This window comes from Chloracidobacterium sp. N, from assembly GCF_018304765.1.
Classification (GTDB): domain Bacteria; phylum Acidobacteriota; class Blastocatellia; order Chloracidobacteriales; family Chloracidobacteriaceae; genus Chloracidobacterium; species Chloracidobacterium aggregatum.
In genome coordinates this window covers 1,287,293-1,313,164 of the sequence record NZ_CP072642.1, presented here as the reverse complement: position 1 = coordinate 1,313,164, position 25,872 = coordinate 1,287,293, and the positions used below count along the sequence as shown (strand labels likewise).

The 25,872-nt window shown below is 62.3% G+C and carries 31 protein-coding genes; 13 read left to right on the top strand and 18 right to left on the bottom strand.

Translation table 11 applies throughout. The features are described from left to right. The 6 genes from J8C05_RS05495 (at position 1) to J8C05_RS05470 (ending at position 6,456) form a co-directional block, all read left to right on the top strand. Positions 1–474 (top strand): putative molybdenum carrier protein, encoded by a 474-nt coding sequence (locus tag J8C05_RS05495; RefSeq protein WP_211423150.1) that lies wholly within the window; start codon positions 1–3, stop codon positions 472–474. A 26-nt stretch (positions 475–500) separates the two neighbouring features. Continuing rightward, on the top strand, positions 501–1,448 hold the full coding sequence (locus J8C05_RS05490; RefSeq protein WP_211423149.1) for an ABC transporter ATP-binding protein: 948 nt from the start codon (positions 501–503) through the stop codon (positions 1,446–1,448). A 127-nt stretch (positions 1,449–1,575) separates the two neighbouring features. Then, positions 1,576–3,864, top strand: a complete 2,289-nt coding sequence (locus J8C05_RS05485; protein ID WP_211423148.1) for an NADP-dependent malic enzyme — start codon at positions 1,576–1,578, stop codon at positions 3,862–3,864. Positions 3,865–3,887: 23 nt separating this feature from the next. Next, positions 3,888–4,508, top strand: coding sequence for a pyroglutamyl-peptidase I (locus J8C05_RS05480; protein WP_246840761.1), 621 nt, complete (start codon positions 3,888–3,890; stop codon positions 4,506–4,508). Beyond that, on the top strand, positions 4,487–5,401 hold the full coding sequence (locus J8C05_RS05475) for a S66 peptidase family protein (RefSeq protein WP_211423146.1): 915 nt from the start codon (positions 4,487–4,489) through the stop codon (positions 5,399–5,401). Before J8C05_RS05480 ends, J8C05_RS05475 begins: the two co-directional genes overlap by 22 nt. 35 nt (positions 5,402–5,436) lie before the next feature. Continuing rightward, positions 5,437–6,456, top strand: a complete 1,020-nt coding sequence (locus tag J8C05_RS05470; RefSeq protein WP_211423145.1) for a serine/threonine-protein kinase — start codon at positions 5,437–5,439, stop codon at positions 6,454–6,456. A gap of 87 nt (positions 6,457–6,543) precedes the next feature. On the opposite strand, the gene J8C05_RS05465 is transcribed toward J8C05_RS05470, so the two are convergent. Then, positions 6,544–7,320, bottom strand: coding sequence for an RDD family protein (locus J8C05_RS05465; RefSeq protein WP_211423144.1), 777 nt, complete (start codon positions 7,318–7,320; stop codon positions 6,544–6,546). 351 nt (positions 7,321–7,671) lie between these two features. Here J8C05_RS05465 and J8C05_RS05460 point away from each other — a divergent pair, with 351 nt between their 5' ends. The 3 genes from J8C05_RS05460 to fabZ are packed head-to-tail and all read left to right on the top strand — an operon-like array spanning position 7,672 to position 9,842. After that, entirely contained in the window at positions 7,672–8,292 is a 621-nt protein-coding gene (locus J8C05_RS05460) for an OmpH/Skp family outer membrane protein (RefSeq protein ID WP_211423143.1), read from the top strand. 18 nt (positions 8,293–8,310) lie between these two features. Further along, complete coding sequence (lpxD, locus tag J8C05_RS05455) at positions 8,311–9,381, top strand: UDP-3-O-(3-hydroxymyristoyl)glucosamine N-acyltransferase (RefSeq protein WP_211423142.1); 1,071 nt, start codon at positions 8,311–8,313, stop codon at positions 9,379–9,381. Between the two features lie 2 nt (positions 9,382–9,383). Continuing rightward, positions 9,384–9,842 carry a 3-hydroxyacyl-ACP dehydratase FabZ gene (gene fabZ / locus J8C05_RS05450; RefSeq protein WP_014099619.1) on the top strand — a complete coding sequence of 153 codons (459 nt, stop codon included), beginning with the start codon at positions 9,384–9,386 and terminating at the stop codon, positions 9,840–9,842. A 12-nt stretch (positions 9,843–9,854) separates the two neighbouring features. Here fabZ and J8C05_RS05445 read toward each other — a convergent pair whose 3' ends face one another. From J8C05_RS05445 to J8C05_RS05405, 9 genes are read right to left on the bottom strand one after another with little or no spacing between them, the layout of a single operon-like run. Further along, positions 9,855–10,679 (bottom strand): FkbM family methyltransferase, encoded by an 825-nt coding sequence (locus J8C05_RS05445; protein WP_211423141.1) that lies wholly within the window; start codon positions 10,677–10,679, stop codon positions 9,855–9,857. A gap of 14 nt (positions 10,680–10,693) precedes the next feature. Next, a complete protein-coding gene (locus tag J8C05_RS05440; RefSeq protein ID WP_014099617.1) occupies positions 10,694–11,866 on the bottom strand; it encodes a glycosyltransferase in 1,173 nt (390 codons plus the stop codon). Positions 11,867–11,893: 27 nt separating this feature from the next. Further along, a complete protein-coding gene (pgeF, locus tag J8C05_RS05435) occupies positions 11,894–12,721 on the bottom strand; it encodes a peptidoglycan editing factor PgeF (RefSeq protein ID WP_014099616.1) in 828 nt (275 codons plus the stop codon). Then, positions 12,714–13,511 carry a bifunctional hydroxymethylpyrimidine kinase/phosphomethylpyrimidine kinase gene (thiD, locus tag J8C05_RS05430; RefSeq protein ID WP_211423140.1) on the bottom strand — a complete coding sequence of 266 codons (798 nt, stop codon included), beginning with the start codon at positions 13,509–13,511 and terminating at the stop codon, positions 12,714–12,716. Before thiD ends, pgeF begins: the two co-directional genes overlap by 8 nt. Further along, a complete protein-coding gene (gene nuoE, locus J8C05_RS05425) occupies positions 13,508–13,990 on the bottom strand; it encodes an NADH-quinone oxidoreductase subunit NuoE (protein WP_014099614.1) in 483 nt (160 codons plus the stop codon). The genes thiD and nuoE overlap by 4 nt, the downstream gene beginning before the upstream one ends. A gap of 7 nt (positions 13,991–13,997) precedes the next feature. Continuing rightward, positions 13,998–15,257 carry an NADH dehydrogenase (quinone) subunit D gene (nuoD, locus tag J8C05_RS05420; protein WP_211423139.1) on the bottom strand — a complete coding sequence of 420 codons (1,260 nt, stop codon included), beginning with the start codon at positions 15,255–15,257 and terminating at the stop codon, positions 13,998–14,000. 48 nt (positions 15,258–15,305) lie between these two features. Then, entirely contained in the window at positions 15,306–15,824 is a 519-nt protein-coding gene (locus J8C05_RS05415; RefSeq protein ID WP_211423138.1) for an NADH-quinone oxidoreductase subunit C, read from the bottom strand. Beyond that, entirely contained in the window at positions 15,821–16,354 is a 534-nt protein-coding gene (locus tag J8C05_RS05410) for an NADH-quinone oxidoreductase subunit B (protein WP_211423137.1), read from the bottom strand. The genes J8C05_RS05415 and J8C05_RS05410 overlap by 4 nt, the downstream gene beginning before the upstream one ends. Positions 16,355–16,381: 27 nt before the next feature. After that, positions 16,382–16,768, bottom strand: a complete 387-nt coding sequence (locus J8C05_RS05405) for an NADH-quinone oxidoreductase subunit A (protein ID WP_014099610.1) — start codon at positions 16,766–16,768, stop codon at positions 16,382–16,384. 268 nt (positions 16,769–17,036) lie between these two features. Between J8C05_RS05405 and J8C05_RS05400 the strand changes: the two genes are divergently transcribed. The 3 genes from J8C05_RS05400 to lpxA all read left to right on the top strand — a co-directional run bounded on the left by J8C05_RS05400 (position 17,037) and on the right by lpxA (position 20,092). Continuing rightward, positions 17,037–18,290: a vWA domain-containing protein gene (locus J8C05_RS05400; RefSeq protein ID WP_211423136.1), complete on the top strand. Its 1,254-nt coding sequence runs from the start codon at positions 17,037–17,039 to the stop codon at positions 18,288–18,290. Positions 18,291–18,376: 86 nt separating this feature from the next. After that, entirely contained in the window at positions 18,377–19,315 is a 939-nt protein-coding gene (locus J8C05_RS05395; RefSeq protein ID WP_211423135.1) for an alpha/beta fold hydrolase, read from the top strand. A 3-nt stretch (positions 19,316–19,318) separates the two neighbouring features. Beyond that, positions 19,319–20,092, top strand: a complete 774-nt coding sequence (gene lpxA, locus J8C05_RS05390) for an acyl-ACP--UDP-N-acetylglucosamine O-acyltransferase (protein WP_211423134.1) — start codon at positions 19,319–19,321, stop codon at positions 20,090–20,092. 71 nt (positions 20,093–20,163) lie between these two features. On the opposite strand, the gene J8C05_RS05385 is transcribed toward lpxA, so the two are convergent. Both J8C05_RS05385 and J8C05_RS05380 read right to left on the bottom strand, forming a co-directional pair. Next, positions 20,164–21,198, bottom strand: coding sequence for a VWA domain-containing protein (locus tag J8C05_RS05385; protein ID WP_211423133.1), 1,035 nt, complete (start codon positions 21,196–21,198; stop codon positions 20,164–20,166). 74 nt (positions 21,199–21,272) lie between these two features. Then, complete coding sequence (locus J8C05_RS05380) at positions 21,273–22,397, bottom strand: D-alanine--D-alanine ligase family protein (protein ID WP_459543840.1); 1,125 nt, start codon at positions 22,395–22,397, stop codon at positions 21,273–21,275. Positions 22,398–22,588: 191 nt separating this feature from the next. Here J8C05_RS05380 and J8C05_RS05375 point away from each other — a divergent pair, with 191 nt between their 5' ends. Then, the gene (locus tag J8C05_RS05375) at positions 22,589–23,641 is read left to right on the top strand and encodes an SH3 domain-containing protein (protein WP_211423131.1); all 1,053 of its coding nucleotides are present in this window, start codon (positions 22,589–22,591) and stop codon (positions 23,639–23,641) included. Positions 23,642–23,776: 135 nt separating this feature from the next. Here the strand turns inward: J8C05_RS05375 and J8C05_RS05370 are convergent, their stop codons facing one another. The 6 genes from J8C05_RS05370 to J8C05_RS05345 form a co-directional block, all read right to left on the bottom strand. Then, complete coding sequence (locus J8C05_RS05370) at positions 23,777–24,079, bottom strand: hypothetical protein (protein ID WP_058867360.1); 303 nt, start codon at positions 24,077–24,079, stop codon at positions 23,777–23,779. A 40-nt stretch (positions 24,080–24,119) separates the two neighbouring features. Next, a complete protein-coding gene (locus J8C05_RS05365) occupies positions 24,120–24,755 on the bottom strand; it encodes an alpha/beta hydrolase (protein ID WP_211423130.1) in 636 nt (211 codons plus the stop codon). Positions 24,756–24,833: 78 nt separating this feature from the next. After that, positions 24,834–25,028, bottom strand: a complete 195-nt coding sequence (locus J8C05_RS05360; RefSeq protein WP_211423129.1) for a hypothetical protein — start codon at positions 25,026–25,028, stop codon at positions 24,834–24,836. A gap of 52 nt (positions 25,029–25,080) precedes the next feature. Then, positions 25,081–25,248 carry a hypothetical protein gene (locus J8C05_RS05355; RefSeq protein ID WP_211423128.1) on the bottom strand — a complete coding sequence of 56 codons (168 nt, stop codon included), beginning with the start codon at positions 25,246–25,248 and terminating at the stop codon, positions 25,081–25,083. Positions 25,249–25,385: 137 nt separating this feature from the next. Further along, entirely contained in the window at positions 25,386–25,637 is a 252-nt protein-coding gene (locus tag J8C05_RS05350) for a hypothetical protein (RefSeq protein ID WP_211423127.1), read from the bottom strand. 1 nt (position 25,638) lies between these two features. Beyond that, positions 25,639–25,857, bottom strand: a complete 219-nt coding sequence (locus J8C05_RS05345) for a hypothetical protein (protein ID WP_211423126.1) — start codon at positions 25,855–25,857, stop codon at positions 25,639–25,641. Positions 25,858–25,872: the final 15 nt, after the last annotated feature.

Sequence of the window (25,872 nt, the reverse complement as noted above, 5' to 3'; positions counted from 1 at the left end):
ATGACGTCAATGGTGATTGTTTCGGGTGGGCAAACCGGAGTGGATCGGGCCGCACTGGATGCAGCCCGCCAGGTCGGACTCGAATGTGCCGGGTGGTGCCCCCACGGGCGCTGGGCCGAAGACGGACCGCTTGCGCCGGACTATCCACTGCTTGAAACCCCGGATACGAACCCGGCCCAGCGAACGGAATGGAACGTACGCGACAGCGATGCCACCCTGATCCTGCTCGAAGATGAGTTGTTGGGCGGCACACGGTTGACCCTTGACTGTACGGTGCGCTGGCGCAAGCCCTGCGCCCTGGTGATGCTTCAACTGTCCGAAGCCGCAGACATCATTCTTGCCTGGATTGCGCAATGGCAACCCGTTCGGCTCAACATCGCCGGCCCGCGCGAAAGTGAATGTCCGGGCATCTATGCCCGCAGCCACCGGCTCTTGACGCATGTCCTGACTTTGGTGAAAGTCCCGCGGACATAACCTTCCACTGCATTGCCAGGCATTCCATGGATCACCACCTGCTCCAGGTGGAGCACCTCGTCAAGCACTTTCCGGTCGCCGGTGGCCTTGTCAAAGCCGTGGACGGGGTGAGCTTCAGTCTCCTGCCCGGTGAAACGTTTGGTCTGGTCGGCGAGTCCGGCTGCGGCAAAACCACCATCGGCCGCACCATCCTGCGGCTCGTCGAGCCGTCCGGTGGAAGCATTGTGTTTGACGGCCGCGACCTCCGGCGGCTTTCCCCGGCCGAGCTGCGTCGGGTACGGCGTGACATGCAAATCGTCTTTCAGGACCCCTACGCCTCGCTCAATCCCCGGATGCGGATTGGCGAAGCCATTGCCGAACCGCTCGTCATTCACGGCATCGGCAATGCCCAGTCCCGCCGGGAGCAGGTAGGCGAGCTGCTGCGCGTCGTCGGACTCGATCCCGACTACGCCAGCCGGTATCCACATGAGTTTTCCGGCGGCCAGCGCCAACGTATCAGCATTGCGCGGGCGCTGGCGCTCCGGCCCAAGTTCATCGTGGCTGACGAACCGGTTTCCGCCCTGGATGTCTCCGTTCAGGCCCAGATCATCAACCTGCTGGCCGACCTGCGGGAACAGTTTGGGCTGACCTACCTGTTCATTTCCCACGGGCTGGCCGTTGTGGAGCATTTCTGCACGCGGGTGGGCACGATGTACCTTGGAAAACTGGTCGAAGTGGCCCCGACGCGCCGCCTGTTTACCCAACCGCGTCATCCCTACACCCAGGCACTGCTGGAAAGCATCCCCATTCCTGACCCGTCCCGGCGCAAAGTCCGCGCACCACTGGCCGGAGATGTACCCAGTCCGCTCGCGCCCCCGCCCGGCTGCCGCTTTCATCCGCGTTGCCCCGTTGCCGTGGATGAGTGCCGCCACCGGGAGCCACCCCTGCGCGATGTTGGCGAAGGACACCAGGTGGCCTGCTGGCTGGCGACGTGACCCAGCCCCCTGAAAATCTCCGCCCGGGAACTGAACCCGGCTGAAGCAAAACAACAAGGTAATGTACGGAAGTGACGCGCCTGCGTTAGAGTCAGGTGAATGTCTCTCGTATGATTGAGGTAGTTTTATGAATCGGCGCCAAGCAGCACTCGATTACCATGCCCAGGGACGGCGCGGCAAAATCGAGGTCATCCCAACCAAACCCTGTCTGACGCAGCGCGATCTGTCGCTGGCCTATTCGCCCGGTGTGGCGGAACCGTGCCTTGAAATCGCCCGTGACCCGGCCGCAGCGTACACCTACACGGCCAAAGGCAATCTGGTCGCCGTTGTTTCCAACGGCACGGCCGTACTTGGCCTGGGCAACATCGGCCCCCTGGCCGGCAAGCCGGTCATGGAAGGCAAAGGTGTGCTGTTCAAACGCTTTGCCGACATAGACGTATTCGACCTGGAACTGGCGACGGAAGACCCCGAAGAACTCATCCAGACGCTCAAAATCCTTGAACCCACCTTCGGCGGCATCAACCTCGAAGACATCAAAGCCCCGGAGTGCTTCTACATCGAGCAACGGCTGCGTGAAATCCTCGATATTCCGGTCTTTCACGATGACCAGCACGGCACGGCCATCATTTCCAGCGCCGCCATCCTCAACGCGCTGGAACTCGTCGGCAAGTCCCTCGACAGCGTCAGAATCGTCTTCTCCGGCGCGGGCGCCAGCGCCATGGGGTGCGCACGGATGTACAAAAAACTCGGCGTCCGCCCGGAAAACATCCTCATGTGCGACACCAAAGGCGTCATCCACCGTGGGCGCACGGAAGGCATGAACGAGCACAAAGCCGAGTTTGCCGTGGAAACCGAAGCCCGGACGCTGGCCGACGCCCTGCGCGGGGCCGACGTGTTCATCGGGCTGTCGGCCAAGGGCATGGTGACACCGGAAATGCTCAAGACCATGGCGGAACGTCCAATTGTGCTGGCGATGGCCAACCCGGACCCCGAAATCAGCTACGAGGAAGCCAAGGCGGCCCGCCCCGACTGCATCATGGGCACCGGGCGCAGCGACTATCCCAATCAGGTCAACAACGTGCTTGGTTTTCCCTTCATTTTCCGGGGCGCGCTCGACGTGCGGGCGCGGACCATTACCGACGGCATGATGCTGGCTGCGGCCCGCGCCCTGGCGGCGCTGGCCAAGCAGGATGTCCCGGAAACGGTGGCCAAAGCCTACGGGCTTTCTCACCTTGTCTTCGGCCCCGACTACATCATTCCCAAACCGTTTGACTACCGGGTGCTCATCTGGGTCGCGTCGGCGGTGGCTGAAGCGGCCATGCGGGATGGTGTGGCGCGGATTCACCTCGATCTGGATGAGTACCGCGAAACGCTGGCCAGCCGGCTCGGCAAGTCGCGGGAAACCCTGCGCATCATGTTTACCAAGGCCCGGCGCGCACCACGGCGGGTGGTCTTTCCCGAAGGCGATGATGACCGCATCATCCGCGCGGCGGCGGCGCTGGCTGAAGACCGGATGGCCCAGCCTATCCTGCTCGGTGATCCGGCGGTCATCCGCGCCCGCGCCGAAACCCTCCGGCTGGCTCTGGATACCGTGGAGGTTGTCACGCCGAAGGGTTCGGAGCGTTTCGAGGACTACGCCCAGGCCCTGCACCGGCTGCGTCAACGCAAGGGTCTGACGCTCATTGGCGCGCGTCAAATGCTCAAGCGGTCAAACTACTTCGGGGCCATGATGGTGCGGATGGGTGATGCCGATGCCCTGGTGACCGGCGTGACGAGCGCCTACTCGGAAGGGCTCAAACCGTTGCTCCGCGTACTCGGAACCGGAACCGGCGTCCGGCGCGTCATGGGGCTCCATCTGGTGCTGGCCAAAAACCGGGCGTACTTTCTGGCCGATACGACGGTCAACATCGAACCGACGGCCGAAGACCTGGCCGACATTGCCATTCATGCCGCGCGCACGGCCGAGCAGTTCGGCATCGAAGCGCGGGTGGCCATGCTGTCGTTTTCGACCTTTGGCAGTGTGCGTCATCCATTCACCGAAAAGGTACGGCGGGCGGTTGAACTGGCGCGGCAGAAACAACCGACGCTGGTCATTGATGGAGAAGTCATGGCCGATGTCGCCCTCTCGCCGGAACAACTGGCGCGGGACTATCCCTTTTCGGCGCTGGGTGAAAAACGCACGACGGTGCTGGTCTTCCCTGACCTGCAATCGGCCAACATTGCCTACAAGCTGCTGTCCACGCTGGGCGGCGCTGAGGCCGTGGGACCGATCCTGATGGGACTGGCCTATCCGGCGCATGTCCTGCCCAACAATGCCGAGGTCAAGGACATTGTCAACCTCGCAGCCATTGCCGTCGTGGATGCCCAGGAGCGGCAACGCCAACCGGCGGTCCAGGCCGCCGGCAGAATGTGGTAGCCCGGGAGCGGATGTCGGTCGTGATGCACATTCTGGTCACAGGCTTCGAGCCGTTTGCCCATTTTTCCGGCAATCCGTCCCGGACGGTGGCTCTGACTGTACCGCCTCCCGCCGGTGTGAACCTGTCGCGTCTGGTGCTGCCGGTGGTTGCCAACGAAAGCGTGGCGCGGCTGATGCAGGCTGTGGAGGAAACCCGTCCGGCGGCCGTACTGGCACTGGGGCTGGCCGCCGGACGCCGCGCCATTGCCCTTGAACGGCTGGCCGTCAACCTCGATGATTTCACCGTGGCTGACAACGCCGGAAACATGCGGCGGGATACGCCGGTCGTGCCCGACGGGCCGCCGACGCTGTGGACGGCGCTCCCTGTTCGTGCGATGGAAGCCGCGCTCCGCGCGGATGAACTTCCGGTTGAAATTTCGTATTCCGCCGGAACCTATCTCTGCAACCACCTGTTTTACGCCGGGCTGTACGCTCTGCGCCAACGGCGTCTTCCGTGCCGGTTTGGCTTTGTCCACCTCCCGCCGACGCCCGATCTGGAAGCCGGCGGGCTGCCGCTCACCCAACAACTGCGCGCCGTGACGCGGCTGCTTGAAGTCCTGCGCGACACCACCGGGAGCGATGTATGGTCAAGCCCCCAGCCCTGAAGCCCGGCGACATGATTGGCGTCATAGCGCCGGCCAGCAACGTCCGCATGGACTGGCTGACGGCCGGTGTCCGCGAACTGGAGCGCCTTGGCTTCCGCGTCATCCATCGCCCGGACATTGGCGCAAAGGAACGTTACACGGCGGGCACACTGCGCCGGCGGCTGGACGAACTGCACACGCTGTGGACGAACCCGGAAGTCAAAGCCATCGTGGCAGCGCGTGGCGGCTACGGCACGATGCACCTTCTGCCACACATCGAAGCCGCCCGGCTGCGCGCTCAGCCCAAAATCTTTGTTGGCTACAGCGATCTCACCGCCCTGCATCTGTTTCTGCACCGCGCCTGCGATCTGGTGACATTTCACGGCCCGATGGTGGCCAAGGATTTTTCCGCCGGGCCAACGCACTACGACTGGGACAGCTTTCAACGGCTGGTGATGAACGCCCAACCGGCTGGAAAACTCACTTCCCCTCACGTCGAAACCCTCATCGGCGGGACAGCCACCGGCCGGCTGGTGGGGGGCTGCCTTTCCCTCGTGGCGGCGCTGGTCGGTACGCCGTGGCAACTCGCCACCGAGGGGGCTATCCTGTTTCTGGAAGACACGGCCACCAAGCCCTACCAGATTGACCGCCTGCTCCAGCAGTTGTGGCTGGCCGGACAACTTGACCGGGTGGCCGGGTTTGTCTTTGGTGAAATGAGTGACTGCGTGCAGCATCCCGACCAGGGGTATCAACTGGCGGAAGTCATCCATGACCTCATCCGCCCGGTGGGCGTCCCGGCGCTCTATGGCTGGCGCAGTGGGCATAGTGAAGTGGGCAACCTGACGCTGCCCTTTGGCGTCCGCGCCCGGCTCGAAGCCGGCGCCCTGGACATTCTGGAAGCGGCTGTCGCCTGAGATGGCAGCCTCCAGCTTTTGAAAGGCCGTCCAGCATGATTTCAGGCAGCACCCTTGTGGGCATTACGTTGGATGACCAATACCAGGTGTTGACGCGCATTCACACGGGAAGCGGCGCGACGGTGTACAAGGGCTATGACCTGCAAAATGACCGTCCGGTGGCCATCAAGGCCATTTCCCAGCATGAGTTCGGAAAGCACCACGACGCCGTGCTGCGTTTTCGCCGGGAGATGGCTCTGCTGTCCCGGATTCGGCACCCCAACATCATCGAAATCTACAGTCAGGGTGAAACCTCCTACGGCATTGCCTACTTCGTCATGCAGTGGCTCGACGGGCGCACGCTGCTGGATGAACTCGATGACATCGGGCAGATGCTGTTGACGCGGATTCAGGCGATTTTCGACCCGGTCTGCGAAGCCGTGGCAGCCATGCACGCAGCCGGTATCCTGCACCGCGATCTGAAACCGGGTAACATCTTCCTCAGCCGCCAGTCCGACGGAAGCGAGCACACGACACTGCTTGACTTCGGCATTGCCAAGCCTCTTCTCGCGTGGCAGGGGGCGGACTTCGACATTTCAGGTGAAAGTGTGGCGATTGGGACGCCGGAGTATATGAGCCCGGAGCAGTGTGGGGAGCAGGAACTCACGGCGGCCAGCGACATTTACAGCCTGGGAGCGGTGCTCTACCGCATGCTGGCCGGGCGGCCGCCCTTCGTCGGCCCGTCGCAGTACGTCATGGCCCGCCACATTGCCGCACCGCCGCCACCGCTTCACCTCTACCGCCCGCATCTGTCCGAAGCGGTTGTGGCTGTGGTGCAACAGGCACTGGCCAAAGCCCCGGCCGAACGCTTTGCCTCTGTCCTGGATTTGCGGCTGGCGCTTGACGCCGCCATTGCCGCCACGACCGAAGACCAGCTCTACCGGCAACCCCAACCGCCGGAAACTGACGCGGCTGGCACATGGTATCGAACCCGGCAGATTGCCGCCCTGCAGTTCGATGCAGCCCACCCGGAAACCGCCTGTTCTTCCCGCCCGGAAGACGAACCAACTCCCTAGCCTCGCGCACGGCATCGGAACCGGGCAAGTGACCTCTGCCGCGTGCCGTGGCGCCCCTCACTTCCGAAACCGGCGTGTGGCCATTGACTATCTTGCATACACATTGGCCCGCACGACCTTGTCATAGAGCTGCTGGCGCGCCGGATCGAAGAGCAGCCACAGGTTCAGCAGGAAGCAGATATTGCTGAAGACGTTTTTGAGGACCTCGCGCAGGATGGCCATCCCAAAACTGAGATATTGCCCATCTTCGCGCAGGACGACCGTCCCGGCGACTTTCTTGCCCGGCGATGCGCCGCTGGTGCTCGTCATGTAGGCGCAGAGCAGACCATATCCAATGACCCCAAGGTAGATCAGGATGTAACCGCCGGCGGCCTGGCCGGCAGGGACTTCTGCCCCCTCACGCGCACCAGCCGCAATGGCACTCATGTAGAGAAAAATCCCTGGCAATGCGCACAGTACAGAAAGCACTCCGTCCACAAAACTGCCGATAAAGCGTTGTCCAAGGCCGGCCGGGCTGGCTGGCATCGCGGCCAGCATCGGACTGTAGCCGTAGCTGCCAACCTGCCCGTAGGCCGGGGTGTAAGGGTCAGCCTGGGGCGCATAAGGCGCAGCCGCCGGCGGCGGGTAGGACGGGGCCGCGTATGGCGACGCGGACATCCCGCCTTCCATTCCGGGTGCGAGCAAAGTCGTGGCTCCCGGCGGAAACCAGCCCTGTAACTCCGGGATTTGGGCGGCGGCACTCCACCCCAATCCCGGCTGAAACACCTGGTCGGTAGGAAGCACCCGGCCTTCACGAACCCACTGCTTGAGTTCTTCGGGATTCGTCTCGTAGGTTTGTCCCTGTACGACAACGCGCCATGTCATTGCCGGAAGCCACCTTTCCTGCGTCTTTATTCCTGTCCCTGCACGAAACGTACCATCCAACCAATCTTATGCCGGACTGGGTTTTCCAGAGGGAAACCGGGGCGCACAGCGTTCGCGGGGAGAACATCCGCGCCATCGTATCCCACCGGTTGCCGGTGTCAATGAAAGAGACTGACCCGACTGGACGTTACAAGCGGACAATTGCGTTCTGACCGGGCGTTTGTATAATGGCAGACTTCCTTTGTGGAAGGTGCATCGGTGGAAGATGCATCGGTCAATGCACAGCACGGCGCACAGCCTTGCCCGTGACATGCCAACCAACAGCCACTTCGATAAGGACGTTATACCATCATGAAGTTTTCTCTTCCGCTCTGGGTGCTTGCCACGGTTGCGGCCGGCTTTACAACCGCGGCGGCGCAGGCACTCCCGACAGGGAGTTCCCAACCGGCGGCTCCCGCCAAGGCGACCTCCATTCCGACGGGCCGTGTCGTCATCGTCAACACCCTGGTGTTCGGTGACAAAATTGACGAGTTTCGGCGGCAAGCCCAAAAGCTGGAAGAAAAGTTCAAACCCCGCACAACGGAACTCGAAAACATGGCCAAGCGCCTTCAGGAACTGGGACAGAAGGTACAGGACGAAAAACTTTCGGTCGAAGTCCGTCGCCAGGCCCAGGAACAGGGACTGGCCCTTGAAAAGGAATACAAGCGCAAGGACGAAGACCTGCGCGCCGACATCGAGCGCGAACAGCAAACCGTCCTCAACCCGCTCCGCGAAAAAGTCTTCAAGTTCATGGAAAGTTACGCGGCAGCGCGGGGCATCATCATGATCATTGACGTCGGCGCGCTGGCGGCCAACAACAACCTGGGCATGATCCCGTACGTGGACAATGCAGCCGACATCACCGAAGACTTCATCCGGGAATACAACCGCGCCAACCCGGTAGCCGCGCCCGCCACCAGCGCGAAACCGTGAGTGGGGTAGCCTGTGGCCATGACGCTTGGTGAACTGGCCGCAGCTCTTGGGCTTTCCTGTCTCGGTAATCCACAGGTTCCGATTCTGGGGGTTGGCGAGTTTGAGACCGCCCCACCCACCCATCTGGCGCTGGCGCTGGGTTCCCGCCGCGACCGACTGGCAACCTCCCGGGCCGCGGCGTTCATTGTCGCGGCCGAGACCGTGACGGAAGCCGATGGCGCACGCTATAACCTTCTGCCAGCGGCTTATCCCAAAGTTGCCTTTGCGCGGGCCATTGCCCTGCTGCACATTCCTCCCCGCCAAGCCATGGGCGTTGCCCCCGGCGCCACCCTGGCGGCGGATGTTGTCATCGGCGACAGCCCGACGATTGGGCCGCGGGTTGTCATCGGAGAAGGCTCCCGGCTTGGGGCGCGGGTCACGATTCATCCCGGTGTCGTCATCGGACGCCACGTGACCATCGGCGACGACACGACCATCTATCCCAATGTGACCATTTATGACGGCGTACGGATTGGCGCCCGCTGCATCCTCCACGCCGGGGTTGTCATCGGCGCTGACGGCTACGGTTACGCGCGCGACGCCGACGGCACGCACGTCAAGATTCCCCAGGTTGGCACGGTTGTCATTGAAGACGATGTTGAAATCGGGGCGAACTCAACCATTGACCGCGCCACGCTGGGTGAGACGCGCATCGGGCGCGGCGTCAAGATTGACAACCTGGTGCATATCGCGCACAACTGCACGATTGGAGAGGACAGTTTGTTGGCGGCCCTGGTCGGTCTTTCCGGCGGCGTCAAAGTCGGACGGCGCGTGACCATGGCCGGGCAGGTTGGCGCCAATCCGCAGGTCGAAATCGGAGAGGGCGCAACAATTGCCGGTAAAACCGGCATCACCAAGTCCGTTCCACCCGGAGAAACCTACGCCGGCATGCCCATTACGACCCTCCGCGAGTGGAAGCGCGAGCGGATTTACGCCGCCCGCCTGCCCTACCGCCTGCCGGACATCGAGGCCCGGCTGACGGCCGTCGAAACGCGCCTGACGGCCCTGCTGCCGGCGCTGACGCCCCAACCAGCGGAAAGCGAAGACTGACTATGGAAACCCTGCTGAGCACGACGCAAATTCAGGCTTTTCTCCCCCACCGCTACCCGTTTCTACTGGTGGACCGCATCATCGATCTGACGCCCGGACAGCGCATCGTCGGTCTCAAAAACGTCACCATCAACGAGCCGTTTTTTCAGGGACACTTCCCCGGCATGCCCGTCATGCCCGGCGTGCTGCAAATCGAAGCCATGGCGCAGACCGGCGGACTGCTGCTGCTGAACCAGATTGCCGAACCGGAAAAAAAGCTGCTGCTCTTTGCCGGGATTGACGAAGTGAAGTTCCGCCGCCCGGTCGTCCCCGGCGACACCCTGCACATCACCATGACGCTGCTCCGCTTCAAGGGCCGGGTTGCCCGTTTGCGCGGCGAAATCACTGTCGAGGGGCAGGCCGTTTCCGAGGCCATCATCACCTCTGTTCTCGTGGATCGGGACAGCCTGACGACCGGCTGAGTTCACGGCCCATCACGGCCCGTCGGACGGCTCCCGCCACGCTTCAATCGTGGTCAACCACAGCTCCGGCGACACATCCCCGCGCACGTGGTAGCCATGGGCTTCCAGAAGCCGGAGCAATTCCGGCCCGCGCTCTGCAAAAGCGTGGAGTTCCATCGAAATCCAGCGCGGATACGCCCCATCGGCCAGCAGGCGCGGCAGCACCTCGTATTCACTGCTTTCGATGTCGAGCTTCAACCAGCAATCCGGCCCGATCTGGGGGACGACACATGGAATCGGAATCCCCGGCGGTGTCTCGTCAATGTATCCCCCACAGGAAACAACCGGATGGTAGTACAGCGTGGTTTCGCGTGACCACAGGCCCACGGGCTGCACCTCTGCCGCGATCTGGTTGATTGCCAGGTTGTACCGCAACTGCGCCAGATTCTTTTCATCCGGCTCGTAGCAGACCAGTTTGGCTTCAGGAAAAAGGGCGCTGGCATAGATGGCAAACAGGCCGATGTTGGCTCCGCCATCCACGATCTGGCGCGGCGTGAAGGGCGGCGGCGCATAGGCCCTTTTGACCAGTTCCCCACCGATCAGGAAATCCTCACGGTCGCCCTGGCGCATGGCGACGGTACAGATGCGCCGGCCAATCCGCAGCCGCAGGTGAACCTGTCCCTCACGGGCGCAGGCATTGATTCGGTTGAAAAACCAGCTTCGCGCCCGCACCCGGTGCTCGCCCATCGAAACCAGCCCGGCCAGCAGAAAAGCCAACCATTTGTCCCGCCAGGTCACACCGGACCAGGCATAGGACCACAGCGAATACAGCGTGCGGGCTGTGCGCCACCAACGCATGCGAAAGCCCTCCTCTAACCATCTCCCCCGTCGCCAAACATGCGCCCAATGATGCGCTGCGCGTTGACCTGCCAGGAATTTTCCTCACGAAAACGCAACCAGTGCGGTTGTGGAGGGCGTTGTAACAGGTCTTCCAGACCCGTCACAAGCGCCTGAAGATCATCCGGTTCGACCCACCGCCCCAACGCATACTTCTGAACCAGCGTCCTGAGTGGCCCCGCGCCGCCCGATGCCAGACATGGCACATGATAGTTGGCCGCCAGCGCCAGCACGCCGCTGGCAGAACGAAAAGCCCGGCTGTAGGTCAGCACGACGACATCCGCGGCCGCAAAGAGATTGGCAGCTTCTTCATCCGGTACGTACCGCTCCATCCACCGGCAGCGGTTGGCAACGCCCAGCCGCGCGGCCAGTTCGCGGTAAAACGCCACGGGACGCTGCCCCGCCGACTGCACCCGCCCGGCCACAACAAGGTACGCCCGGCGGCAATGCTGCAAACTTTCGATGACCAGGTGCAGGTTTTTGGCATCGCGTATGTTGCCAAAGGCCAGCAGCACCGGCGCGTCGTCCGGCAGTGCCAGCTCCCGGCGCACAGCTTCACGGGAGGCCGTCGGCGGCGGATACGGATAGATACCATGCGGCACGACCGTCACCCGCAGGCCGGGGTTTGGCCGCATGGTGTCAAGGGTAATGTCTTCGTGGACGAACGCCTCCCGCAGATGGGCGTAGGCATCCCCGACCGACCACCGGTGCCACCAGCGCGGCCCGATGACATAATCGCGCACCGGATCGTGAACAACAGCCCCGAAAACAACCCCTTCCCGCTGCAACCGCCGCAGCGAAGGCGACCACAGGGGAGCCAGATATTCCCCAAACGACCCGATAATGACGCGCCGGATGCCGCTGGTGCGGATGGTCTGCACGAGACGGCGATAGTTTTCCAGCTTGATCCAGACGTAGCGCCCGCCGCGCCACCAGCGGTTGGCAATCGGACGTTCCGGGCGCGGCTCCAGCAGGCGCGGGCAGCGGATGTACTGCGCCCCGGAGCGTACCGGGTAGCATGGCGTCGTCAGCAGCGTCACCTCGACGCCCAGCGCGGTCAGCGCCTGGCATTGTTCGTGGGCATAGTCGGCCACCCCGCCGTGACTTTCCTCGAGAAAGTAGAGCAGTTGCCGCCGGGCGTGCGTCATGGCGTCTTTTGCCGGAAATCACAGCGACTATCCGGGCGAACCGGCGCGCCCAATCGTGGCAATGAGGCGTCCCACCGGCCCCCGCTGGCGTTCGCGGCGGTAGGAAAAAAACAAATCCGGGCGCGTCATCGTGCACCAGCCGGAAGCATGAATGCGGTCAGGACGGACACCGGCTTCCATCAACTGCCAGCGGTTGGCCTGCGGGATGTCCAGATGCAGCTTTCCGCCGGGCGACGGCCGCTGAAACCATGCCGCCGCTTCCGAAGGAAAGGCCTGCTGGAAGGCTTCGACAACTTCTTCGCCCACTTCATAGTGGGCAACACTTGCCGCCGGCCCCAGTGCAACGTGCAGGTCTTCCGGGCGTACGCCGTAGGTCTCCCTGAGCCGGACAACGGTCTTTGCGACAATCCGCGCCAACGTCCCACGCCACCCGGCATGGACGGCGGCAAAGGCCCCTGTCCGGGGACAACCCAGCAGTACGGCCTGGCAGTCGGCCGTGTACACCGCCGCCCACCGGCCCGGCTCCTGTCCGATCCAGGCATCCCCTTCCATCGGTTCCGCCGTAGCTTCGGAAACCGTGTCCAGAAGCTGCACCGTGTCACCGTGTACCTGCCGGAGCGTGTGCAGACGGTCTTTGGTTTCACCGAGCACCGCCAGAAACCGGCGTCGGTTTTCCGTGACGTTTTCCGGGCTGTCACCGGCAAAGTAGCCCAGGTTGAGCGCCTGTGCCGGCAGCGGACTCACGCCGCCCGGCCGGGTGCTGAAGCCATGCCGGAAACCGGCGGCTTCGAGCGGCAGGCAGACCAGAACGGCCACGTCTCCAGAACGTCGAAAGACAAAGGCTTGGTCAGGCATGGTTCAGGGGCAGGTGGCCCAGCAGCGGCTTTCCCCGGCCAACGCGCATGGCGCGCGTCATGGTCTCGCGGACATAGGCTTTGGCCCGCGTCACGGCTTCGACCACGGACAGCCCCCGGCCCAGCATGGCCGCCAGCGCGGCCGACAGGGTGCACCCTGTACCGTGGGTTTCCATTGCAATCCGGCTGCCGGAGAAGGTGTGGAATTCCCGGCCATCAAACAGCACGTCCGTGGCGTCTCCGGGCAGATGTCCGCCCTTGACCAGAACCCACCGGGGGCCAAGCGCGTGGAGGGCGCGCGCGGCTTCGCCCATGGCTTCGACCGTCTCGACCGGAAAGCCGACCAGTTCCGTCGCTTCCGGCAGGTTGGGCGTCACCACGGTGGCCAGCGGCAGCAGTTTGGCTTTCAGCCGGGCAATGGCGTCGGGTTCAAGCAGAAGATGCCCGCTGCTCGCCACCAGTACCGGGTCCACGACCAGCGGCGCACGCCAGTTTGTGGCCAGCCAGTCGGCCAGGGCATCAATGATGTCACCCGTGGCCAGCATGCCGGTTTTGGCGGCGGCTATGGTCAGGTCTTCATGCAGGGCATCCAGTTGCGCCAGAACGACCTCCGGCGGCAGCGGATGAAAGCTTTTGACGCCGACGGTGTTCTGGGCCGTTGTGGCGGTCAGGACGCCCACCCCGTGCACGCCATGGGCCGCCATCGTTTTCAGATCGGCCAGCAGACCGGCACCGCCCGCCGGGTCAAGTCCGGCAATGGAAAGTGTGACCGTTGTTGTGGAAGCCGTCATGGCAGGGCATCGAGAATGGCATCCACCTTTTCAGGGGTGAGATGCTCGTGAAAGTCGAAGTTGATCTGCATGGCCGGCGCGGCCGAACACGCGCCGATACATTCGACTTCACTCAACCGGAAGCGCCCGTCCGGGGTTTTCTGTCCCGGCCGGATGCCCAACCGCTTCTCAAGGTGTTCCCGAATCTGCGGCGCGCCGCACAGGTAGCAACTGATCGTCCGGCAGAGCTGGATGTGGTACGTGCCAATCGGCTCGGTGAACAGCATGGAATAGAACGTCAGCGTTTCATACACGTCGTTCATGTTCAGCCCAAGCTTTTTGGCAATGAAGCGCATGCCGTCTTCCGGGACGTAGTTGCAGGCATTCTGCACCAAGTGCAGCAGGGGCAGGATGGCCGAGCGTTTCTGCGGGTAGCGGGCAATGATGGCGTCCGCTTGGCGGTCAAATTCGGGTGTCAGTACGTCAGCAAAGGTTGGCATGCTCGTTTTACCGGTCAATTTCGCCCAGCACGATGTCCAGACTGCCGATGATGGCCACAACATCGGCCAGTAACGCACCCTGGCAAAGCTTTGGAATGGCCTGCAGGTTCACAAACGAGGGGCCGCGCACGTGGCAGCGGAAGGGGCGTTCCGTCCCGTCGCTGATGATGTAGAAGCCCAGCTCGCCCTTGGAGCCTTCGATGGCGTGGTAGGCTTCGCCGGGGGGCACACTGAATCCATAAGCGGCCAGCAGGAAGTGATGGATGAGGGCATCCATCTGGTGCTTCATTTCCTCGCGGTCGGGCAGAACAATCTTCGGGGAATCCGCCTTGATGGGTCCTGGCTTGAGGCGGTCGAGGGCCTGGCGACAAATCTTCCAGCTTTCCTCCATTTCGCGCATGCGCACGAGGTAGCGGGCATACACGTCGCCCTCCCGCTCCACCGGAATGTCAAAGTCGTAGGTTTCATAGCCACAGTAGGGTTCTGCCCGGCGCACGTCATGCGCCACGCCGGAGCCGCGCAGCGTCGGCCCCGTCACCCCCAGCGCAATCGCATCTTCCCCGGACAGCACGCCGACGCCACGGGTTCGCTTCTGGAAAATCGGATTGTTCGTCAGCAGCTTGTGGTACTCCGCCAGCGCCGCCGGGAACTCATCCAGAAAGTCCCGGACCAGGCGGTTGAAATTCGGCGGCACGTCGTAGGGCAGGCCGCCGACGCGGAAGTAACTGACCGTCATGCGCCCGCCGCAGACGGCTTCGTAGATGTTGAGAACCTTTTCGCGCTCGCGGAAGCAGTAGAAAAACAGCGACATCGCGCCCAGGTCGAGCGCGTGCGTCCCAAGCCAGACCAAGTGGGAAGCGATCCGTTGCAGTTCGGTCAGCAGTACCCGCAGCGTTTGTGCGCGCGGCGGAATGTCGTGGGTCAGCCCCAGCAGCTTTTCGACCGTCATCACGTAGCCCAGGTTGTTGCCCATCGGATTGAGGTAATCCATCCGGTCGGTGATGACGATGTTCTGCTGGTACTTCTTCGTTTCCATCTGCTTCTCCATGCCGGTGTGGAGATAGCCGATGTCCGGTTTGGCGCTGATGACGGTTTCGCCGTCCAGGATGAGTTCCAGCCGCAGCACACCGTGGGTTGAAGGGTGCTGCGGCCCCATGCTCACCGTAATGGCGTTGTCGAGCGCCGACTGCTCGCGCAGCAGTTCCCGAATCTTCTGCTGCGGGGCGTAGTCGAGTTCAATGACGTTGGAATGGCGAAGGGATGACATGGCACAGGCTGGCTCCGGCCGGGCCCGGCAATGCGGCAGCACACCGGATCAGTAACCCTGGAGCGGAAAGTCCTTTCGTAGTGGGTGGCCTTCCAGATCGTCGGGGGTCAGAATCTTGCGCAGATCAGGATGGTTGGTGAAGCGGATGCCCATCAGGTCAAAGGTTTCCCGTTCGTGCCACTCGGCCGTCGGATAGATGCCGACCAGCGTGGGCACTTCACAGTCTTGTTCCGGGACACGCACTTTCAGGCGCAGGCGATAGCCGTGTGGGATGGAAAACAGGTGATAGACCACCTCAAAGCGCGGGTCGGCTTCAAGCCCCCGGTCCACACCACACAGGTCGGAAAGCAGGTTGAACAACAGCTTTGGCTCGTCACGCAGGTAACGCGCCACCTCCACGATGGCGGCGCGGGAGACATACACCGTCACTTCGCCGTGCTGGACGATGACCTGCTCGATGGCTGTCTGAAAACGCTGACGCAACTGGGCCAGCGTATCCGTTGCACCCTTGATCAGCGCCAGGTCGTCGCCCGTTGCATCCACGGTCGCAGCCTTTGGTTCGCTCATGCCGCAGCTCCTTTGGGGAGTTCTTCCGGCAGCAGGTTGCGGTCGCGGCGGTCGGTCAACCGCTCGGCCATGATCTTTTCCTGAAGCTTCATGATGGCGTACATGAGGGTTTCCGGGCGCGGCGGACACCCCGGCACATAGACATCCACCGGCACGACCTGATGCACGCCCTGCACGATGGCGTAGTTGTTGAAAATCCCGCCGGCCGTGGCGCAGGCCCCCATCGAAATGACCCACTTCGGGTCCGGCATCTGGTCGTAGATGCGGCGCAGCACCGGGGCCATTTTGCGGGAGACCCGCCCGGCCACAATCATGACATCGGCCTGACGCGGACTGGCGCGGAACACCTCCGAACCAAACCGCGCCATGTCGTTACGGGCCGAAGTGGCATTCATCATCTCGATGGCGCAGCAGGCCAGGCCAAACGTGGCCGGCCACAGCGATGACTTGCGCGACCAGTTGATGAGGTCTTCGAGGCGCGCCGTCAGGATTTCCGGCAGGGCGGCGCCAATCGTCGTTTCGAGTCCCATGGCCCTTCTCCTTCAGACGACTGAAGGCTACTTGCTCCAGTCGAAAACACCCTTCTTCCACACGTAGATGTAGCCGATGAACAGCGTCGCCACAAACAGCATCATTTCGCCATAGACGAACAGCTTGTTGCCGAGTTCATCAGCCAGCGCCTTGTACACCACCGCCCAGGGAATCAGCACAATGGCTTCGATGTCGAACAGGATGAACAGCAGGCACACCAGATAAAACTTGACCGAGAAGCGTTCCCGCGCGCTGCCCACCGGGTCGTTGCCACACTCGTAGGGCATGAGTTTTTCACGGGTTCTGATTTTGGGACCCAGCAGCCGCGAGGTGTTCAGAATCATCGTCGCCACGAAAGACGCCAGTCCAAACACCATCAGCAGCGGAATGTAGTTCTGGAGTTCATTCGACATCGTGTGGTTCTCCCGCGGGACGGGGCGCAGGCAGCCGGGGGGGGTGAGAGACCTGCGTCGGGGCGCACCGCATTCGTCAGTTGTGTAACACCACGCACGGAAACGATGGTAGAAAGCCGGTTTCACCAGGTCAAGCAAGGCAGGCGTGGTTGCGTCTTTGGCGTGCGTCGGTTAGCGTTTCGGCACACGTCTGCCGCCCTCCCGCAACCTGTGGCCACCGCCGCGTGGTCACCTGCCAAGCCTACCAGACTTTTGAGGATGCGCCGCCATGATTACGCGCTACGGAAAATGGGATGGTCTCGACCTGGACCAGTTCAACCTTGAAAAGCTGCTCGAAAAGCTGTCCGACTTCTTCCTGCAGAGCGGCTTTTCCCAAGGCGGCTGGTCGCGCCGCATTCAGGACCCGGACCAATCACTGGAGGCCCTGCGGGAAGCCATCCGGCAGCTCATTCGCTCCGGGGAACTGCTTGACGAGACGGACATGAAGGCCCTTCAGGATGCCTCCGGCGCGCTGGATGAAAACAAGCTCGATGAGCTGGTGGATGCGCTCATCCAGCGGTTGCTCAAAGAGGGCTACCTGCGCGCCACCCCGGATGAGCGCGGGACGCCGACGCCGCGCCCCGGACAGGGACGCATCGAAAAGGACGAGGGTGCGCGCATCAAGTTTGCGCTGACCGAGAAGGGTATGGACTTTCTCGGCTACAAGGCGCTCAGCCAACTGCTCGGCTCGCTTGGCCGAAGCTACGCCGGGCGGCACGACACGCAGCACCTTTCCACCGGCATCGAGGCGTTTCAATCCAGCAAGCCGTACGAGTTCGGCGACACGCTCAATCTGGATGTCAACGCCACGCTGCTGTCGGCCATTCAGCGCCATGGGTTGGGGGTTCCGCTTGAAGTGGAATACAGCGACCTGATGATTCACCAGTCGGAGTACACCAGCTCGTGCGCCACGGTGCTCATGCTGGATTGCAGTCACAGCATGATCCTGTACGGCGAAGACCGCTTCACCCCGGCCAAGCGCGTGGCTTTGGCGCTGACGCATCTCATCCGCACGCAGTATCCCGGCGACACCCTCAAGCTGGTGCTCTTCCATGACTCAGCCGAGGAAGTGCCGCTTGGCAGGCTGTCGCAGCTTACCGTCGGGCCCTACCACACGAACACGGCCGAGGGACTCAGGCTCGCGCGCCGCCTGCTGCTGGCCCAGCGCGTGGATATGCGGCAGATCATCATGATTACCGACGGCAAACCCTCGGCGCTGACCATGGAAGACGGACGGATTTACAAAAACTCCATGGGGCTTGACCCGATGATTATGGAGGCAACCTACCGGGAGGTCGCCCAGTGCCGGCGCAGCAACATTGCCATCAACACCTTCATGCTGGCCGATGACCCCTACCTGGTGAATTTCATCAAGCGCGTGACGAGCATTGCGCAGGGCAAGGCGTACTTTACGACCGTCATGACGTTGGGTGAGTACGTCATGATGGACTTCCTGCGGCGCAAGCAGAAGAAAGTACGCTGAACCTCCGGCATCGGCCTATGCCGCATCAGTCTTCCCGTTCTGCACACGCCCGGCCTTCCCTCCCCTGGCGGTCATCGCGCTGGTTCGTGCGTATTCTGGCCATCCTGCTTCTGGCGACAGTTGCCCTGGGCTGCGCCGGGACGCTGGCCTATCAGCGTCCGCTCACGGTCATCAACTGGTATGACCAGTGGCGATTGTGGTGGGCGGGTATTGCGGCGCGGGAAGTCGTCATTGACGGCGTTCGCCTGCACTACAAGGAAGGCGGTGCCGGTGAGCCGCTCGTGCTCATTCACGGTCTGGGCGGCAGTTCGGACGCCGACTGGGGACAGGTCATCGTGCCGCTGTCACGCCGCTTTCACGTCTATGCCATTGATCTGCCGGGATTCGGACGCTCGGACAAACCCGCCAACGCCAGTTATGCCATTCGTGAGCAGTCCGCAACGGTGGTGAAGTTTCTCGACCGGGTGGGTGTCCGGCAGGCGCATCTGTGTGGGCTGTCCATGGGCGGCTGGATTGCGGCCTACACAGCCAGCGAAAACCCGGAACGGGTGGCGCGGCTCATTCTGGTGGACAGCGCCGGAATTCGCTTCGAGCCGCCCCCGGACCGCGCCCTGCTCGACCCGGGAACCACTCCCGAAGATTTCACGAACTTCCTCAAGGTGCTGTTTTTCCAGCCGCCGCAGCTCCCCGCGCCTGTGGTTCGGGACTTCCAGGCGCAGGCGCGTCGCCAGGCCTGGGTAATTGACCGGGCGCTGGCTGCGATGCTGACCGGCGACGATGCGCTCGAACCGCGCCTGAACCGGATTACGTCCCCAACGCTCATCATCTGGGGCCGACAGGACGCCCTGCTACCGCTGCATTCGGGCGAAAAGCTCAAAGGCGGACTGCCAACGGCCAATTTCGTGGTCATTGACCGCTGCGGACACATGCCCCCCATTGAGCGCCCGGAAGCCTTTCTGCGCGAAGCCGAGCGGTTTTTGGGCGCGGCGACGCCGGCCCAGAACGAATACATGTTGGTTCCATAGGCTATGCCCATTCATCCCACGGCCATCATCAACCCCCAGACCCGCCTCGGCGAACAGGTTTCCATCGGCCCTTATGTCATCATCGGCGCGGATGTCGTCCTCGAAGACGAAGTCAGCGTCGGCGCGCACTGTGTCATTGAAGGCCCCACCCGCATCGGACGCGGCACCCGCCTGTTCCCTTTTGTTTCAGTCGGTCAGGACCCACAGGACCTGAAATACGCCGGCGAGCGGACGGAACTCATCATCGGTGAACGCAATGTCATCCGTGAGTTCGCCACGCTGCACCGGGGCACCGACGCTGGCGGCGGCGTGACGCGCATTGGCAACGACAACCTGCTCATGGCGCAGTGCCATGTGGCGCACGACTGCATCGTGGGCAACCACATCGTCATGGCCAACGGAGCCTCCCTGGCCGGACACGTCGAAGTTCAGGACCATGCCACCCTTGGCGCGTATGTCGGGGTTCACCAGTTCTGCCGCGTCGGAGCCTACGCCTTCATCGGAGCCTACTCCGTCGTCGTCAAGGATGCCCTGCCCTACGCCCGGAGCGTCGGCAACCATGCCCGGTGCTACGGACCGAACAGCATCGGACTGCGGCGCGCGGGTTTTCCAGATGCCGATCTGCGCGCCATCGAGCAGGCTTTCCGCCTGCTGCTCAACTCAAAGCTCAACACCTCGCAGGCCGTTGCCGCCATCACGGAAAAACTTGGCGACCATCCGCGCATTCGCCGGCTGCTGGATTTCATTGCCAGCTCGCAGCGTGGCGTCATCAAATGAAAAGCGTGTCCGCAGCCCTGGGCTGCCGACCACGCCTGCCACAGCCGGATGGAGACGGTTCCAGTCCGGTTTCAGAGCGATGAACCGGCGCTGCTGCCTGCCCGCCGCCGTACCATGTAGCCGTCGCGTGCCTTGACCTTGACGTTCTTGCGCGTCACCACCCGCACTTCGATTTTCCGGTAGCCGGGCGTGTCCGGGTCCTGTGGTTCGTATGACAGCAGATAGTACCGCCGGGCCGCCTGATCAATGCGCTGGAAGGCGCGTTCGAGGTCAATGACCTTCTGGGGGAAGGCTACGTCGCCACCGGTTCGCGTGCACAGTTTACGCAGCGCCTCGTCATCCTCACCGGCCACCATGCCGGCGCCGGTGCCGAAAAAGCCGGCGTTGCGCGTGCTGATGCCGAAGATGAGCACTTCATAACGCTGGGCAATTTCGATGGCTTCCTCCAGCGTGTGCTCGCTGGCGGTATCGGCGCCGTCCGTAATGACGATGATGATCTTCCGGGGTGTGGGCACGTTGTACATTTTTTCCTCACACACCCGGTACACCGCGTCATACAGCGCCGTGTCGCCGCTGGCTTTGACCTCCATGATGGCTTTGGCCAGAAGGTTGGTGTCGTCGGTGAAGTCCTGCCGCAACTGAACCGTTGAATCAAAGGTCACAAAGAGCGCCTGGTCCTTGCGCCGCCGGATGATGGTCTGAAGAAAGGAAATGGTGGCTTCCTTCTGAAACTTCAGCTTGGGCTTGATGCTGGCGCTGGTGTCCATCAGCACGGCGACGAACAGGGGCAGGTCAGTTTTGTCCTCGAAGGACTCGATCTTCTGCTTTTTCTTGTTTTCGTAGATTTCAAAGTCATCCCTAGTCAGCTTGCTGATGAAGCGGTCGTCCTGGTCGGTCACAATCACCGGGACGGTCACGTTGGTGATGCGAATGACATCCTCTCCGGGGTCCCTTTCCTGGGGTGTCGCGCCGGGACGGTTCGGGGTGCGCGGCGCCTGCTGGGCATAGAGCGCCGGAAGGGGCTGTCCCAGCACAACCACGCCACACAGCACACCAACCACCCAGCCCAAACGCACCTGACGCCAAAACTCTCTGAAGCACCTCATAACTGACTCCCTGCTTCCCATTTTCTACTTCCTACTTCCTACTCCCTACTCCCTGTTTCCTCCGCACTATCGGGTCAGGGCTGGCCGGCGCTGGTTTCCAGTGGTAGTCCACACGCCAGCCGGGACTTTTCGGCATGGCGGGCAAAGGCCAGATCAATCAACCGATCCAGCACGGCCGGGAGGGACCACCCGCTGGCTTCCCACAGCTTGGGATACATGCTGATGCGGGTAAAGCCCGGCATCGTGTTGATTTCGTTGACCACCAGCGTGTTCGTCTGGCGGAGCAGGAAGAAATCCACCCGCGCCAGTCCGGCGCCGTCAATGGCCTGGAAGGCGCGGACGGCCAGGTGACGCACCTGCTCGGTCTGCTCCGGCGCGAGCGGCGCCGGGATGACCAACTGCGATTGACTGTCGGGCGAGTATTTGTCGGCATAATCATAAAATGCCGCGCCACTGATAATCTCTCCCGGCACACTGGCTTCCGGCTGCTCGTTGCCGAGCACGCTGACCTCAATTTCACGTACGTCATAGCCCTTTTCGACGATGATGCGCCGGTCATACTGCACCGCCAGGGCAACGGCTGTGGCAAAGTCGGCCGGGTCGTCCACGCGCGTAATGCCCACCGAAGAGCCAAGGTTGGCCGGTTTGACGAACACCGGCAGACCGAGCTGCCGAAGGATGTCCGACTGCAAGGCATCGCCCTGCACAGCCCAGTCCTGGCTTGTAAACCAGCGGAATTCGACGACGGGCAGCCCGGACTGGCGGAACAACTGCTTCATCACGATTTTGTCCATGCCCGCAGCCGAGGCCAGTACCCCACACCCGACATACGGGATGCCCAGCATCTCCAACAAACCCTGAATCGTGCCATCCTCGCCATAGGTTCCATGCAGAACAGGGATCACCACATCGAGTTCCCCAAGCACATTGGACAGCGAAGCCAGTATTCTGGTCGGTGGCGGCGATTCGACACCGCCCACCTGGCCGCCCACCTGGCCGGGCGACGCACCGCCCGGGGACAGCATTTCGGTTGCCGCCGGACCAGCCACCCAAACCCCGGACCGGGTAATCCCAATCGGTATGGCGTGGTACTTCTCCGGGTCGAGCGCCGACAGGATGGTGGCGGCCGACCGCAGCGACACCTCATGCTCACTCGACCGGCCGCCAAAGATGACTCCAACCGCAAGCTGCTTGTTCACAAATGACTCCTTCGACAGGTTTTCCGCGCTGAACATCGTTCAAACCCCAGTCCAGCGGTGGAGACGCACGCGGCCGGCCGGGAGTTGCGTGAGTAAAGCGGCTAGGATAGCGTTTTGCTCCCGGCATTTCACCTGGGATTTGAACCGAAAGCACGATTGCACCTGGTTCTTCGGCATTCACTGAACTTTACATGCCTCTTCACTCCCTGCCCCGGCATCCTGGTTACACATTCCTGGCTCTGGTGTCCCTGCTGGTTTTTGCCGTGCAGCCGGCCTGCTTCAAAATAGCGACCGGTGGAAGCAAGCTCGATGACGGTGTGGTGATTTCCGAACGGGCTGAGGTGTTCAACTCAACGGCGCTGGTCAACTCGAAAGTCGGGCAACTCCAGAAAGGCGACAAGCTGGCGATTTATCACCAGGCCGAGGTCAATGGCGTCGAATGGCTCAAGGTACAGAAGGAAGGGGAATCCAAAGTCGGCTGGGTTGAGTCCCGCCATGTGGTCTCGCGCAAGCTTCTCGACGCCTGCCTGGCACTCGATCAGGAATATGCCAACGTCCAGCCACAGATTGGCGGTCGCCTCAAGCGTGAAACCCGCCTGCGCGTCCAGCCCCGCCGGGATGCCGACGTGATTACGGTGCTCAAAAGCGGCACGGAGTTTGACGTTCTCAAGCGGCAACGGGTTGAGCGGCGGGCAGCCGTCACGGACGAGACAGAAAAGCCCGGCGCGGACGAAACGGATGTCAAATATGACTCCTGGTATCTCGTCCGCTTCCCGGAAGGGTCCATCTACCGGATTGGCTGGCTCTACGGCGGCTCGGTCGAACTCATCGAACCACCCGCCATCGCCGGTATCATCGGGAGCGGAAGGCGCATGGTGGGCGCAATTCCCTTTGGGGTGACACTCGACAAAAGCGGCACGGCGCTCAAAAACTACTTCATTCTCGACAAGCAGATTTTCAGCAACGACCCGGTGGCCGATTTCGACCGCATCTACGTCGTCCGTCTGGATGCCAGGTCCGGCAACTACACTTCCGCCTACTATGAACTTCCGGTGCGGGGGATATATCCGGTGGCCTACCAGAACGACAGCGATACCGAAGCCAGATTCATGGTGACGCTGCTCGACAAAAGCGGCAACCCCACCCAGGTGGAATACACAGCCGGTCTGGTCAACAACGTCTGGACGGTCAGAAAAGGCAAGCTTCCGGCGCCGGCGCCGCCCTCCCGCCAAGGGAAACGCTAGGTTTTTCGTGTCAAAGTTTTTCCCGGCAAAGTCTTTCTCAGGTTCCTTCCGGGTTGGGAACAGACAACAACGCGCACGCCTCGGCCCCTCGGTCAGCCTATGCCAGGCTCAAGAAGCCTGAAAGTTTGTGTCGTTTCAATGAAAAAATGAGCGCACCCACTGGACCAGCCCCAGCAGGATCGCCACCACCGCCACGCCGCCGAGCGCCAGGGCCAGCATCCCGGCAAAGACGACATAAAACCGTAGTCCGGGCATGTCATCGGGATTCTGGCTGTTGCCCAACACAAAGTCGCGGATGAGCTGCCTGAAGCTTTCCTCTTCCCTGGTTGCGCCCGCTGCATCCTGCGCCGGGGCGGCGGCGGGAGCAGCGTCCTCCGTAACGGAACCGGTGGTGTCGGCGGCTGGCGTCAGAACCTCTGGGGCATCTGGCATCGGCATGGCATGAACCTCGCAGGGCATTCTCGCAGGGTGTCTTTGGCTAGGCCGGAAGGGACTGCCGCTGTAACCAGGCTACGGCGGCGGTGAGTGCGTCGGCAAGTTCTGTCTGATGTTCATCGAAGAAATGATTGGCGCGTGGGATGAAGGTCCGCCCTTTCGGTTCCTGGCAGCGCGCAAGCAGGGCTTCAACGTCCGCTGCCGGGCCGAATTCGTCGGCGTCTCCCTGAATGATCCACTTCGGGAGTGTCACCCTGTGCAGGAATGAAAAGTCAAACCGCAGGGCCGGCACGCCCACGCCCAGCAGTCCCCTGACCTGGGGACAGCGGAGCGCCGCCTGAAACCCAACCCACGAACCAAAGGAAAAGCCGGCCACGACGATCACTTCCTGCGGATGGTGTGCTTGCAGATAGGCCAGTGCGGCCGCAGCATCGGCCTGCTCACCGATGCCACCGTCATAGCCGCCACGACTGGCACCCACCCCCCGGAAGTTGAACCGCAGCACATGGGCGCCGCCGGCCAAAAAAGCTTTGGCGGTGCGATACACCACACGGTTGTGCATCGTCCCGCCAAAAACCGGATGCGGATGACAAACCAAAGCCGCCCATCCCCGCGGATTGGGGGCGCGCGTGTACAGCGCCTCCAGCGGACCCGCCGGGCCATCAAGCAGAAATGTCATCGGGCCACCGGCCGCCAGCCTGTGTCACGGCGCACCCACCGGCGGCGGCGGTGCAGTTCGTGACCTCATCGGTCTGACCTATGCACTTGGACCCGCTGCTGGCTGGGGCTGCATCAGCGTCGAAATCAGAGCGATGGCACCTTCCGCCAGCGTCTTGAGCAGGGCGCCAAGCGCCTCGACCAGGCTGGAGATCAGGTCTCCGAAACTCTCTGCGTAGTTGTGGAAGGCTCCCCCCAGATAGCCTTCGTATGGCTCACGTACATACTGCCCCATAAGTTCCTCCCGACAATGGCATGCCATCGGGCATGCCGAATCAATCACGGACTCAGCCGCTGAAATACACCGTCGCAATAGCCATGGCCACCCCGACCGGCAGGGCAATTTTCAACGCCTGGGTGGTGGTGAGCGGCCCCTCGGACGTGCGCAACCCGAAGCGCACGAACAGAAAGCCAATCGCAACATAGGCGATGACGTAGATGACAAACTCAATCACCGGCATCACAACTCACCATTGATACCCGGCAGGCGTCAGCCGGCGCACGGCCAGACCCGCTTCAGACAGATTTTCAGGGGACGTCAGCCTTGTGGAACGCGCCCACGGCCGGAAAGCCCGCCGTGCACGCTTCAGTGTCAGGACGTAACGAGTTTGGCTTCGTAAATCGTGTCGGAACCGACACTGCCAGCGACCTTGATGGTGGTTCCCAGCCGCGCTGAAACATCCAGCGGGCGCGGTTCGGTATCCTTGAGATGGATGGGGTTCTCAAATAACCGATACAGCCTGCCCTCTGCCGTGCGCAGCTCGTTGGTTCCCGTCACCTCGCCAGTCACCGTGCCATACTCAAGCAACGTCGCCGATTTTTTGGGTTTCTTGCCAAACAGCATGTCATATCTCCATCCGGGCAACCGAAGATGTCACACCTTCACCGCTTTGCAGAAGGCGAATCATACGGACATTGGACAGATTGATGAGCCGTCCTCCATCCACAGCCAACCACCGGGCCTGCGACAGCAAGATACCAAGCGCATCCACATTTTCAACTTCCGTGTCCATGCGAACCTCGATTGGTTCGGCGCTTCCAACGAACCAGATATGAAGTTGCATGCGCGTTTACCAACG